This window comes from Rhodococcus cerastii, assembly GCF_033042195.1.
GTDB lineage: Bacteria > Actinomycetota > Actinomycetes > Mycobacteriales > Mycobacteriaceae > Rhodococcoides.
In genome coordinates this window covers 56,333-68,728 of sequence record NZ_JAWLKF010000001.1, presented here as the reverse complement: position 1 = coordinate 68,728, position 12,396 = coordinate 56,333, and the positions used below count along the sequence as shown (strand labels likewise).

Sequence of the window (12,396 nt, the reverse complement as noted above, 5' to 3'; positions counted from 1 at the left end):
CGGTTCGAATTCGGGTCGTCGGAGCTCAGTTGTGACGATCTCTCACATCCGACTCGGCGGTTGCGGGCAGATTCCAAACGCCTGAGAGGAGAACGCGAATCACCGAAATCCGCGCTTACTGTTCCGCCTTGTCCAACAATCCTCGTCGAAAGTCAGGCTCCATGACCACTTCTCGGTCCACCTCCCGCACGACGCGGAAGGCAACGACGGTGCGCGCCGCGATGATCGCCGCAATGGCGTGCTCACTCACCCTCGGTACCGGTGTCGCAGCACAGGCACAGCCCGCCACCGCACCTGCTCCGCCCGCCACCGTGCAGGGCGACACGGTCGTTCCGCCCGGTCCGACCGAGGCCTCACCCAAGGCCGCCGACCAGGGCATCGCCCAGCCGAACATCGAATCCGCAGCTCCCGCGACCATCACCTACGACCCACGGACCGAGACCACGGGTTACGGACCGGAGCAGAAGAACTTCCTGGCCGGATTCCTGTACAGCATCGTCAACCCCAATGTCGCACCTCAGGGTGCCAACGACTGGAACTGCAAGCCGTCGGCAGCGCATCCACGTCCGGTCGTGCTGCTGCACGGCACGTGGGAGAACGCCTACAACAACTTCGCGCGGATGTCGCCTGCGCTGAAGAAGGAGGGCTACTGCATCTTCGCGCTCAACTACGGCGACAAGGACTCGAGCATCGTCGGTAATCTCGAGTCGCTGCGGGGCACGGCATCCGTCGCGTCGAGCGCGAAGGAGATCGCGACCTACATCGACGCCGTGCGCGCCGCCACCGGGTCCGCTCAGGTCGACATCGTCGGCCATTCCCAGGGTGGACTCGTGACCCGCCAGTACCTGCGCTTCGAGGGTGGCGCCAATCCGGCCGACCCGACGAAGAACAAGGTCAACACCGTCGTCAGCGTCGCCGGGTCGAACCACGGCACCACACTCGTCGGTATCGGCACTCTGGGTCGCACGATCAACAACCTGGGCCTGAACGTACTCGGCGTCGTCGGGGCCATCGCCGGACCCGCCGCCTCGGACCAGGTCATCGACTCGGATCTGGTCAAGGGATTGGCAGTGGGCGGTGACACCGACCCCGGCATCAAGTACACCGTGATCGGCACCAAGTACGACGAGGTCGTCACCCCGTACAAGACGACGTTCCTCACCGCCGGTCCCGGTGCCACCGTCAACAACGTCACCCTGCAGAACGGTTGCGAGATCGATCTGTCGGACCACCTGTCGATCTCGGTCTCGCCTCGCGCGATCGGCATCGTGAAGAACGCACTGGATCCGAAGGGCTTCCCCACGAGGTCCATCCCGTGCGCATTCAACTCACCCATCACCGGCGGCTAGTCACCGGCGAGCAAACCTCGGTGAGGGCGATCGGCTGCGGAGGCCGATCGCCCTCACTGTTGCGCGGGCACCCATCCGAGCGAATCAGCCGGCCGTGCGGCGGATCCCGGAGCCGTCGAACTCCACGAGTCCGCGAGCCGCGAAGGCGTCGAGCCATCCGATCATCGGCCACCGCCCCCATCGGTCGAAGAACGTGCGCGCGTTGGCGACGATGTCGTCGAGATGTTCCACCGGAGGATCGGAGACCGGATGGAACTGGTGATAGGCGTGCGCCCCACCGACCCACCGCAACCCCATGCCCAACGCCTCCGCGGTGGCTGCGAAATCGGTGTCCTCACCGCCGTAGCCGGTGTAGTCCTCGCAGAAGCCGCCGAGTTCGGTCCAGGTGGTTGCCTCGACCGCGAAGGACAGCGACCAGAAGACATCGAAGTTGCCTCCGTGCTCGACGGTGTCGACCGGCGGGTTCGGCCGCGCCGGGTGCGGTGCGGTCAGTAACGTCAGAGCCTCGCCCTCCGCACCCATGTCTTTCTCTTTCAGGTAGGTCACCGGACCGCAGAGCAGGGATCGGTCGTTGCCGGGCAGCGTTGCCGCACGGCGATACAGCTCGATCATGTTCGGGCCCGGAATGCAGTCAACGTCCAGGAACACCAGCAGTTCCGCGCCACGTTCGATTGCTGCGGCCGCGCCTCGATTGCGGGCGCGGGCCAGCGGCAGCGGGGTCTGCGGGGGCATGTCGATGCACGTCGCCGCCGAACCCGATCGAGCGAGCACGTCGACGATCGCATCGTCGCCCATCGAGACCACGACGTGTTCGACCTGCTCTTCCGATGCACTCAGACCGCGCACCTGAGCGGCCAGGTGCTCGTGTCGACCGGACACCACGGTGACGACGACGGCCTTCACTGTCGCGCCGTCCGAGGTGCGGCCTGCTCGATGGCCCTGGCAGCACGGACAGGTGCCCCCTCGGTACGCAACGCGGACCACCGCCGGCCACCGATCTCGAGAGCGCGATCGGCCGCAGCATGCCATCGCGCGACGGACGGCCACGAGTCGAGAACCTCCGCGAACGGGCCGCCCGCCAGCGCCGCGGCGGTGGCATGCTGCTCGTCGAAGGGTCGGGCCTGCGGCACGACGATGGCCGGCGCGCCCGAAGCGGCGACGTCGGCGACGGCGTTCTGGCCGGCGTGCGTGACGACGAGTGCCGCCGAACACAGCACCGGCCACACGTCGTCCACCCAGTCGCCGCCTGCGACGCCGAGCGCGCGGAACTCGAAGCGGGCGTCCACCGCCGACCACGAGTCCACCAGGTCTCGGGTCAGCGCAGTGCCACCGGCGGCACCCAGAACCACCACTGTCGGATCGGCGTGGGCAGTGTCTCTCTCACGTTCGGCGAACCGGCTGATCGAGCCTGCATAGGTGGTCTTCTCGGCGAAGGGGCGCAGCCAGGTCGGGTCGTAGACCTCGCGCGACCACGGTGCGACGATGTGGGTCGCAGCCCGGTAGGCGAGGTTGTGGATCGGATCATCCCGCTCCCCCGGTATCGCCATCACGATCACGCGAACACCCATGAGCCGCAGGAACATCGCTACTTCCACCGATACGTCGACCACCACTGCCCGAGGTCGCTCGCGCGTCACCCACTCCGCGATGATCGCCATCCGTTCGGTCAGACCGTCCACGTCGTGGGGAGCCCAGTGCAGCACCCCTCCAGCCGAACTGTCCACCGCAGCATTGCCTTCCACGGAGTCGTCCACGTCGAGAGCAAGCGAGATCCACTCGGCCGCCGCATGCGCTGTCGGTCGAGCACGCGAGGACAACACCGTCATCGGCTCGGCCATCGACCGTGCGATGGCGTCGGAACGGGTGATGTGACCGACCCCGTGGTGGTGCGCGTAGTAGCCGATCATGCGATCGCGAGTCGGTCGTCCACCGAGTCGACCGCCGCGGCCAGAGTCGAGTGGTACAGCGCCTCGTACTCGTCCACCATCCGGCCCATCGAGCACACCTTCTCCGCCCGGGCCCGGACGTCGGACCTCCTCAGCGCTGCCGCCGCGGGGATCGCTGCGGCGAGGCCGTGTACGTCGTCGGCAGCCACCAGCACTCCCGACGAGCCGTCGACGATCTCCGGTATGCCGCCCCTGGCGAACGCGGCGACGGGAGTGCCGCAGGCCAGCGCTTCTGCGACCACCAGGCCGTACGGTTCGGACCAGACCGGCGAGACCAGCGCGACCTCGGCACCTGCCACCAACGCCGCCAGGGCGGGCTGGTCGAGGTGTCCGACGTACCGGATGTTCTCGTCGAGCATGGGTTCGACGAACTCGTGAAAGTACTCGAGATTGCTCAGCGGACCGGCGATACGCAGCGAGCGCCCCGCTTCTTTCGCAGCCGCGATGGCCAGGTGCAGCCCCTTCTCCGGGACCACTCGACCGGACCACACCACATAGTCGCCACCGGTGCCGAACGGCCAGTCCTCCAACGAGATTCCGTTGCGAATGACGACGGTTCCTGCGGTGACATCGGCCCACTGCGAGGCGGCGAACTCGCTGACAGCGGCGAACGTGTTGGCACCGGGAGGAGCCAGCGCAACCGCGGACTCCAGCCACGCGAACGGAGGCGTGTGCAGCGTCGTCACCATCGGTACCGAGAGCGTCGCCGACATCGCCAGCGGCAGGTAGTGCAGGCTGTGGTTGTGCACGATGTCGAACGACCGAGACAGCGTCCCGGCCAGTTCCAACATCACCGCCAGATAGGCGTGATGCTCACGGATCGCGGTGGGGGTGATCGCCACGTCGGCGATCGAGATCGGCGTCAGATCCAACGTTCGGACCGGCAGCATCGTTGCGTCCAGGTCGACGCTCGATCCGTCTGCAGCGAACAGACTCACCTGATGTCCACGCTCGGTGAGCGCGCGCACCAGGTTGTAGACGTGCGCCTCCAGACCGCCTGCGAAGGGTTGCGCCACCGGAAAACTCGACGACGCCAACACCGCGATGCGAAGTGGCTTCTCGTTCAACGCATCTCCTTTGTCACTGCTGAATAGATCGCGGCATGAGTTGCTGCGATTCGCTGTCGTTGCTCCGCGCGAACGCCCGAATCGAGCGCAGGCGTCCGATCGGCGTGCGCTGCTCGCACGGCAGCAACGAGGGTGTCGGGATCGAACGAGTCGATTCCCATCCGGAAACTGTGCACCCGGGCCTGATCTGCGTAGAAGCCGCAGTCCGACGCGACCACGGTGGTGCCGAGATCGCGGCAGGCCTCGAGCCAGCCCGAGTGTGTTCCGAATCGATAGGGCAACACCGAGACATCGATCGACGACAGATAGTCCCACAGCGCGTCGTCGTCGAAACGTTCGTGCACACGCACGTCGACATCGGGAAAGCTTGTGTAGTCCAGCAACTTTGCGCCGACCGTCGGGCTGTACCAATGGCTGGAGGACTCGAACACGTCCTCGTCGATGTCCAACCGGACAGTGGCGTCGGGTAGCGATCGTGCGGCCTCGACCACGGCATCCATCACAGCCAACGGGTCCATGTTGGACCGCAGGTTCTTGGCATGGACGCCGATGACGAACGAGTCCGACTCCGGGCGCGGCAGTGTCATCCGCTCCAGCGGCACGACGTGTGGATGGTCCACCACTGTTGCCTCGACACCCCACCGATCGTGAATCCAGGCAGCGGCTCCCGCGGTGAGGGTGATGACGGCAGCGGCAGCGGGAACCAGTACGTCCAACTGTCGCACGTGATCGGCGCTGTCCGCGAAATGTGGATTGTGCAGGTCGTGAACCGTCAGAACCAACGGCTGCCGGTGGGCGCGCAGATGCTCGACGGTGCGGGTGAGTTCGTCGGCCGTGAAGGACTCGAACCCGAAATGCACGTGCAGCATATCGAAGTGCACGTCGGTCTGCTCGGCGAGCCACCGAGCATCGAGCAGTCGTGGGGGCCACCACTGGCCGGGTACGTCGACTCTCACCGGGGCAGGATCGGGCAGCACGATCACCGCCGGGTCGACGGACATCTCGTTCGGGGCAGCGCCGACGACGGGCTGCAGGTGTCGGACATAGGCGTGCGAGGACGGAACCGATGCAACGCGAATCATGAATTCCTTCGGGTACAGGCAGGTGGATCGTGCCTGGTCCCGACACGCGATACGTAGCCTGTACCCAGTTGGTGCCGGGTTCAATCGGGGTTGGCGAAGCCCGTCCGCCGGGTCTACGTTGACGAGAGAATGGTCCAACAAGAACGATCACACGACGTCGGGGCAAGCATGGACGGTCGCACCCGCCATTACGGCGAATTCTACGGACTGGCGGACGACGCCGAGAAGGACGGACCGCTTCTGCTCGTCTGGGGAAACTGCCAGGCCGAGGCACTGCGTATCCTCCTCGGTTCCGACCCGGCCATGCCGCTGCGGACGGTACGCATCCCTCCCGTACACGAGCTGGAAGCCTCGGACCTGCCCCACGTCGACCGCCTCGTGCGCCAGGCGTCGGTGCTGCTCACCCAGCCGGTTCGAGCCGGCTATCGGTCGCTGCCACTGGGGGTACCCGATCTCGCCGACGCGCTCGCACCGGGTGCCACCGTGGTCCGGTGGCCGGTACTGAGATACGCGGGGCTGCACCCCTTCCAGGTCATCGTTCGACACCCGAGCGACCCCGCTGCCGTCCCGAACATGGTGCCGTACCACGACTTAAGGACGATTCTGGCCGCCCGTCGCGGCCTGGGCGGCGACGAGGACTGGGATCGATCGGTCTCGGACGACGGTCTGCGACAGGCAGCCGAGGCGAGCCTCGACGAGTTGCGCCGACGCGAACGCCGGGACACCGACATCGTTGCCTCCGACCTGTTCGCAGATGCCGGGATCGACGCCACCCACACGATCAACCATGCGACCAACGTGGTGCTCGGCGCTCTCGCCCAGCGCATACTCGATCAGTTGGGGATCGGGAGCACGGTGCGGGATCCGGGACGCGAGTTGCTCGGCGGCGTTCGCGCGCCCGTCGAGGGACGGGTGCTGAATGCTCTTGGTCTGCAGGGTGATTCGCGGCCGAACTGGTCGGTGGACGGCGCTGCCGTGTCGCCGGATTCCGTTCATCGCGCTCATCTGCAGTGGTACGCGGATCGTCCCGAGTTCGTCGATGCCGCGCTCGAACGCCACGCCGAACTGATCCGAACCCTGGAGCTGGCACCGTGACCGGGACGGTACTTCATCTCGTCATGGGGCCCGACGAGCACGGTGTCGTCCGCTGTGCGCGCGAATTGGCCTCCGCCACAGCCAGTCCGGTGATATCGGATCTCGAACAGCTGCCCCTCGACAGTGCGATCCACGTGCACTTCACCGACCGGTTGTTCGGCCGAACTGCAGAGGCGGCAGCGGATGCTTTCGTCGCCTTCGCGCAGCGGCACCGCGCACCGATCACCGTCACGATGCACGATGTCCCGCAGGCATCCGACGGCCACGCGTTCGAGGCGCGGAAGAAGTGCTATCGGCGGGTGGCCGATTGCGCCGCTGCCGTAATCGTCTCCAGCATGCACGAGCGGCTATTGCTCGACGAAGTCCTGGACGGTGGAGACGACGTTCGGGTGATCCCGCTTCCGATCGGACGCGCGGAGCCACGGACCGAAGACCGCGTCGCCCCGCGACAAGTCGTCGGCGTACTCGGATTCGTCTACCCGGGCAAAGGGCACGAGGAGGTGCTCGATGCCATGACGTCGCTGGACACCGACGTCGACTTTCTCTCGATCGGGTCCGCATCACCGGGCCACGAATCCATGATCGACGAACTCGGCCGTGCTGCAGAGCAACTCGGCCGATCGTTCACCTCGACCGGTTTCGTTCCCGATGCAGAGCTGAACGAGATCCTGCGGTCGATCGCGATTCCCGTCGCGTTCCACCGACACGTGTCGGCATCGGGTTCGATCAATTCCTGGATCGCGGCCGGCCGTCGACCACTCGTCCCGCGCGGTCGGTACGTGGAGGAAATGGAGACCAACTCCCCCGGGGCGCTGTGGATTCACGAGAATTCGGTCGAAGGCCTCGCGTCTGCGATGGCGGAGGCTCTGCGCCATCCCGACAGGACCTGGCAGAACCGCGACGTGGTCACCTACCCCACCCTCGAGCAAGCAGCCGTGCTGTACCGCGCACTGTTCGACGAACAGTGTTCACCAACGGCAGACCAGCTACCCGACGGCCGATGGGTGGTTCCGGGCAATCGGTGGGATCTCGCCGAGCCGGTCGATCGGGATCCGCGAGTGTCCGTGGTGATCCCGTACTTTCGCCAGCAGCGTCAGCTGGAGTTCGTACTGACCGCGCTGACACTGCAGAGCTACCCGGCCTCGCTGCTCCAGGTGATCGTGGCCGACGACGGGTCCCCCGAAGCACCGGACGTCGACGGCTTCCGGACGGCCCTGGACATCACCGTCGTTCGACAGGACGATCTCGGCTTTCGCGCGGCGGCAGTACGCAATCTCGGCGCATCGGTGGCCGACGGGGAGATTCTGTGTTTTCTGGACGCCGATACCGTCCCCGAACCCGGCTACATCGCGGAATCGGTACGGCTGACAGGGGCGGTTCCCGATGCTCTAGCCGTGGGTCGGCGACGCCATGCCGATCTGACGGGCTGGTCCGCCGAGGACGTGGCCGGGTGGTTCGGCGGCGAATTTTCCGGACCGCCGGAGTTGTCGGAGCCGGGGTGGCTTCGGGACGGGTATTTCCGCTCGCGAAACCTGCTCGATGCCGATCGACGTTCGTACCGGTACATCATCAGCGCCGTCATGTCGTGCAGCCGTCGGCTGTTCTCGGAGATCGGTGGATTCGACGAGACCTTCGTCGGTTACGGCGGAGAGGACTGGGAGTTCGCGCATCGCGCCTACGACGCCGGTGCCGTCCTGGCGCACCTGCCCCGAGCGGTCGCCTGGCACGACGGACCCGAATGGGCCGAGCGGACGGGTGGGGATCGCGAACGCAAGAATCTCGAAGCGCTGATGCTGTCCTCGCGCATCACCGACCCTGCGGCTCGCACTCACGGCCTCGTCTACGCCGTGCCCGAGATCGTCGTGGTCGTCGAGTGCGCCGGACACAGCTCTGCCTCGCTGCTCGCCACGGTCGGTTCCGTTCTGCGCGAGCGAGATTGCGCGGTGTGGCTGGACGGTTCGGACGCGGCGTCGTTGCGAGAGCAGTGGGGCGACGTGGACCCACGGGTCCATCTGGGTCGGCCCGGCGACACCGGCCGCAGCCACATGGTCGTACACGTCCGCGGACTCGTACTGTTCGGTGAGCACGCTCTGCGCCGAATGCTGGCAACCGGTGCCGATCACATGACCGTGGACGTGGGCGGCTCCGGTGTTGTCGAGTGTCGCAGTTCGCGGTCGAATGCGCGCGCGGCGCGGTGGGCCGATGAGCTCGGTCGTGATCGGCTCGATGCGGCCGAAGGCCTCTTCGGGCACATGCACCGCACGGCCGTCGAATTCGGGATCTCGACCGGTGAACATCAACCGAATCTGTCCTGGTGAAGGGAAATACGGTGCGGCGGCCACTGATGGAAGAATGGATGTCCGCGCTCGTCGGGGACGACGTAACAGCAAGGTCGGGTGAACAATGAACAGAACGCTGTATTCGATGCTCTGGATGATGGCGATCATCGCCCTCATCGCATTGATCTGGGGCACAGTCGGTTACGTGTACGCCGACGAACATCCTCTGCGCCGTGCGGCGTTCGTCGGTGGCGGAGTGTTGATCTCGGGCTGGCTGATCGTGCTCGCTGCCGTGGGCATCAAGATCTCGCGACTGAAAGCGCGGCGGAGAGCGAGCAACTCCGACGACGACCGATAGTCCGGCTGCGGTGCGGATTGAGAACGCCGCGGGCGGGTACTCCGCATCGAAGTCTCGACGCGCAATCGCCGGTCAACTGCTCGTCGAGTTCCTCTCAGTCAGTGCCGAGCAAGGGTTCTCGATGGTCAATCAGCGCAGTACGTCGAAGCAGCAGGGTGTGCCGGTACGTCCGGCGACTCGCGAGGAGTATCTGTCGACGTGGTCGACGCTGCACAACGGCATCGATCCTTCTGCTTCCGGGTTGGTCTCGGGTTGGCTTCGCGTCGTCTATGCGCTGAGCGCACCGTTGGTTCGCGCGTCCGTATCCGCCCACGCGGTCACCCTGACCGCCGTCGTGGTGGCAGGAGCGGCAGTGGCCCTGTCGCGCCCCGGCACCTCGGCACCACTGATCGCGGCTGTGCTGATCGTGATCTCCGGCCTGCTCGACGGTATCGACGGTGGGGTCGCGATGATCGGTCGCTCCCAAACTCAGTGGGGGTACCTGCTCGATACCGTCGCCGATCGCTGCAGCGACCTGCTGCTCCTGGCGAGCGGTCTTGCGCTCGGAGCACCGATGCCGCTCGTTCTCGCGGTCGGTGTGACGACGATGCTGCACGAGATGGCCCGTGCCCGCGCGGTCGGTTCCGGCATCGAGGATGTCGGCTTTCTGACGGTGTGGGAGCGCCCCTCGCGGGTGATCGCGGCTGCGGTCACGGCGACGGTCGCCGGTGCCGCTCCGGCCGCCGCCGGATCATCGGCGACGATCGGAATGTCGGTGACGTGTGCGCTCGCAGTCGTCGGGTTCATGCAGTTGATGTTCGGGCTGCATCGACGGGCCGATCGAACTCGGCGGTGACCAGCCAGCCGGCCAGAGCCAGTACATGGAACACGAACATCCACAACATCATTGCCACTCCACCGCCGATCGCGGTGAGGCCTCCGAACGGCGCACCCAGGTCCACCGGTATCGCCAGGAACAAGATGAATCCGTGGACGAACCCGGTGACGATGGACGAGGTGACGAGTGATCCGACGATCAACGCCCGCCAGCCCACCGCACGTGGCGCAATCACGCGATAGGTCCATGCCAAGGGGACGGACAGGATCACCCACAGGCAGTTGAAGCCGAGGAACACGCGCGCCGCCATGGCACCGATTCCGCCGCCGCCGGTCGTTGCTTCGAGCAACCGCGCTACGCAGAGGACGCCTGCCAGCAAGACAGGCGCTGCGGCGAAGAACGGCACCATCGCCAGCCGACCCCGCCAACCGGTGAACGATTCTCGGATCGGAGCGAACCGCACGATCGCCCGGCGCAGGCCCTCCCCGTAGAACGTGGCGGGAAAGATGGCGATCAGGACGCCGATCGGGCCGAGTTCGATTCCGGCAGTGCCCAGTCCGTCCACGGCCGCACGAGCACCCAGGGCGTCGGGCAACAACGCCGACATGGCGTCGAAGCCCCCGCGCACCCAGTCGGCCGACACCAGCAGAGCGCAGGCGCGGATGGTGAGGAGCAACAGCGGCACCACGGCGATGACGGCGTAGAAGGTCAGGCCGCCCGCGATCAAGGTGGTGTCCTCGCGGGCGAACCCGGCTTTGATCGCCCCGACCCCCCGCGCTGCCCTGGTGCGTATCGAGGTCATCTCGTGCGGGCACCGAAGTACAGGGCGACCGTCGACGGGTCATTCAAGGGTGACCTCCACTCCGTCGATGACCTTGAGGAACGGGCAGATCGAGGTCGCCTGCGCCAACACTGCTTCGGCGTCGTCGGTACCGGGAAGAGATACCGCGAGTGCGAACGTCGCGTCGTAGCCGGATGCGTCGGAGTCGGTGAGCACCACGGTGCCCTTCACTGCAAGCTCGTCGACGCTGCCCCCGACGGTTCCGAGCGCGATACGCAGAGATTCGACCAGGCAGCTCGACAATGCGGCGGCCATCAGCTGTTCCGGGTTGGTGTGCTCCCCCGGCCCCCCGAGTTGCTTCGGTTCGCGCACACCGAGGGACAGCACCCCGTCGTCGGAGGTGACTCCCGTCGCGGTGGCAGAGACAGTTGCTGTGTACAGCTCGGTGCTCATCGATGTCGGATGTCCAGTCGGCAGCCGATCGAAACCGTCAGGTTCCGCACCTGCGGGACGAGGCCGACGGGTACGTGTCGCTGTTCACATATCGGACACATCAGTTTGGTCGAACCTACCGACGGGTAATGCTGCGGTCAGGGCCGAGCATCACGCTGTGACCCACAGGCATCGGCCAGAGCAAATCGACCACCCGACCGAAAGGGGAGCACCATGAGCACATCGACGTTGATCGCCCAGTTGCGTGTCGCACTGCAGCTGACGAACACCGAAATCCAGATCGCCGAAACTCGCGTCGTTCAGGCGCGCACCGAGGCGGTACGCCGGGAGTTGACCCAGAACGCCGCGAACGGTCGCGACCGCGCCGCAGCCATCGAGGAAGCCCTTCGCGGACTGGGCGGACTGCCCGATCTCGTGTCGCCGTTCCTGGGACGCACGCTCGCCGCAGTCAAGGCAGTCGCCGAGCAAGCACAGCCGTTCGACGAGGCCCTGCTGGGCGATCTCGCCCTCGAGCAGCAGCTGCTGGGCCGCGCCAAGTACATCAAGGCTCTGGCCACAGCAGCGAACGAGCCCACCGTCGTCGCTCTGGCGACTCGGCTGGCCACGGCGCACAGCGCCACGGTGGAATGGCTCGAGACCGTCCTCGCGGAAGATGCACTGGGCGGACCCGCAGCATTGCGTCGCACCCCGTTCCAGGCCGCCGCAGGCACCGCGGTCAAGATCGTCAACGCGCCCGCAACCTGGTCGGCGCGCGGTCTCGACCGTGCACTGGACGCAGCTCGCGCCACCCCGGACCGCCTCGCCGGACTTCTGGGCCGCGGCGCTCACGCCGGTGACGTGGCAGTCAAGACGCTGACGGCAAGTCGCGATGCAGCACTCGAAGCAGCCGAGGACGTCACCCGCAGCGAGGGCGTCGATACCGTCGCCGACGCGATCCACACCGCGCGGTCGGCCAGCGGGACCCTGGACGCCGACGAGCTGCCGATCGCAGATTACGACGACCTGAACGTCTCGGACGCCGTCGCCGCTATCAAGGACCTCACCAACCCGACCGACGTTCGCACCGTCGTGACGTACGAAGAGGCACACAAGAACCGCCACGGAGTCGTGTCCGCAGGACAGACGCGCGTGGCAGCAATCGCCAAGGACGTCATCTCCATCGACTGACG

Annotated in this window: 12 protein-coding genes; 6 read left to right on the top strand and 6 right to left on the bottom strand. The window is 66.3% G+C overall.

Features of this window, described 5'->3' with window-relative positions; all coding sequences use genetic code 11:
• Positions 1-161: 161 nt before the first annotated feature.
• Positions 162-1,349, top strand: coding sequence for an esterase/lipase family protein (locus tag R3P93_RS00345; RefSeq protein ID WP_317532166.1), 1,188 nt, complete (start codon positions 162-164; stop codon positions 1,347-1,349).
• A gap of 84 nt (positions 1,350-1,433) precedes the next feature.
• Here R3P93_RS00345 and R3P93_RS00340 read toward each other — a convergent pair whose 3' ends face one another.
• Genes R3P93_RS00340 through R3P93_RS00325 form a run of 4 tightly spaced genes read right to left on the bottom strand, consistent with a single transcriptional unit; the run spans position 1,434 to position 5,444 of the window.
• Positions 1,434-2,252, bottom strand: coding sequence for a glycosyltransferase family 2 protein (locus tag R3P93_RS00340; RefSeq protein ID WP_094639045.1), 819 nt, complete (start codon positions 2,250-2,252; stop codon positions 1,434-1,436).
• Positions 2,249-3,256, bottom strand: coding sequence for a glycosyltransferase (locus R3P93_RS00335; RefSeq protein ID WP_317532165.1), 1,008 nt, complete (start codon positions 3,254-3,256; stop codon positions 2,249-2,251). The genes R3P93_RS00340 and R3P93_RS00335 overlap by 4 nt, the downstream gene beginning before the upstream one ends.
• Positions 3,253-4,362: a glycosyltransferase gene (locus R3P93_RS00330; protein WP_068050332.1), complete on the bottom strand. Its 1,110-nt coding sequence runs from the start codon at positions 4,360-4,362 to the stop codon at positions 3,253-3,255. Before R3P93_RS00330 ends, R3P93_RS00335 begins: the two co-directional genes overlap by 4 nt.
• On the bottom strand, positions 4,359-5,444 hold the full coding sequence (locus R3P93_RS00325; protein ID WP_317532164.1) for a glycosyltransferase family protein: 1,086 nt from the start codon (positions 5,442-5,444) through the stop codon (positions 4,359-4,361). Before R3P93_RS00325 ends, R3P93_RS00330 begins: the two co-directional genes overlap by 4 nt.
• Before the next feature lie 168 nt (positions 5,445-5,612).
• On the opposite strand from R3P93_RS00325, the gene R3P93_RS00320 reads away from it, so the two are divergent.
• From R3P93_RS00320 to R3P93_RS00305, 4 genes are all read left to right on the top strand, one after another.
• Positions 5,613-6,539, top strand: coding sequence for a WcbI family polysaccharide biosynthesis putative acetyltransferase (locus R3P93_RS00320; protein ID WP_317532163.1), 927 nt, complete (start codon positions 5,613-5,615; stop codon positions 6,537-6,539).
• Positions 6,536-8,857 (top strand): glycosyltransferase, encoded by a 2,322-nt coding sequence (locus tag R3P93_RS00315; protein WP_317532162.1) that lies wholly within the window; start codon positions 6,536-6,538, stop codon positions 8,855-8,857. Before R3P93_RS00320 ends, R3P93_RS00315 begins: the two co-directional genes overlap by 4 nt.
• Positions 8,858-8,942: 85 nt before the next feature.
• Positions 8,943-9,176, top strand: coding sequence for a hypothetical protein (locus R3P93_RS00310; protein ID WP_231893824.1), 234 nt, complete (start codon positions 8,943-8,945; stop codon positions 9,174-9,176).
• 10 nt (positions 9,177-9,186) lie between these two features.
• On the top strand, positions 9,187-10,011 hold the full coding sequence (locus R3P93_RS00305) for a CDP-alcohol phosphatidyltransferase family protein (RefSeq protein WP_082898784.1): 825 nt from the start codon (positions 9,187-9,189) through the stop codon (positions 10,009-10,011).
• Here the strand turns inward: R3P93_RS00305 and R3P93_RS00300 are convergent.
• Both R3P93_RS00300 and R3P93_RS00295 read right to left on the bottom strand, forming a co-directional pair.
• Positions 9,959-10,795 (bottom strand): YihY/virulence factor BrkB family protein, encoded by an 837-nt coding sequence (locus R3P93_RS00300; RefSeq protein ID WP_317532161.1) that lies wholly within the window; start codon positions 10,793-10,795, stop codon positions 9,959-9,961. The genes R3P93_RS00305 and R3P93_RS00300 overlap by 53 nt on opposite strands.
• Positions 10,796-10,834: 39 nt before the next feature.
• On the bottom strand, positions 10,835-11,227 hold the full coding sequence (locus R3P93_RS00295) for an OsmC family protein (protein WP_317532160.1): 393 nt from the start codon (positions 11,225-11,227) through the stop codon (positions 10,835-10,837).
• A 213-nt stretch (positions 11,228-11,440) separates the two neighbouring features.
• Between R3P93_RS00295 and R3P93_RS00290 the strand changes: the two genes are divergently transcribed.
• On the top strand, positions 11,441-12,394 hold the full coding sequence (locus R3P93_RS00290; RefSeq protein WP_068050324.1) for a hypothetical protein: 954 nt from the start codon (positions 11,441-11,443) through the stop codon (positions 12,392-12,394).
• Positions 12,395-12,396: the final 2 nt, after the last annotated feature.

What these genes read in the sequence shown, in the direction of transcription:
- R3P93_RS00345 (WP_317532166.1), top strand. Translation starts at nt 162, where the DNA reads ATGACCACTTCTCGGTCCACCTCCCGCACGACGCGGAAGGCAACGACG.
- R3P93_RS00335 (WP_317532165.1), bottom strand. Translation starts at nt 3,256, where the DNA reads ATGATCGGCTACTACGCGCACCACCACGGGGTCGGTCACATCACCCGT.
- R3P93_RS00325 (WP_317532164.1), bottom strand. Translation starts at nt 5,444, where the DNA reads ATGATTCGCGTTGCATCGGTTCCGTCCTCGCACGCCTATGTCCGACAC.
- R3P93_RS00320 (WP_317532163.1), top strand. Translation starts at nt 5,613, where the DNA reads ATGGACGGTCGCACCCGCCATTACGGCGAATTCTACGGACTGGCGGAC.
- R3P93_RS00310 (WP_231893824.1), top strand. Translation starts at nt 8,943, where the DNA reads ATGAACAGAACGCTGTATTCGATGCTCTGGATGATGGCGATCATCGCC.
- R3P93_RS00300 (WP_317532161.1), bottom strand. Translation starts at nt 10,795, where the DNA reads ATGACCTCGATACGCACCAGGGCAGCGCGGGGGGTCGGGGCGATCAAA.
- R3P93_RS00295 (WP_317532160.1), bottom strand. Translation starts at nt 11,227, where the DNA reads ATGAGCACCGAGCTGTACACAGCAACTGTCTCTGCCACCGCGACGGGA.
- R3P93_RS00290 (WP_068050324.1), top strand. Translation starts at nt 11,441, where the DNA reads ATGAGCACATCGACGTTGATCGCCCAGTTGCGTGTCGCACTGCAGCTG.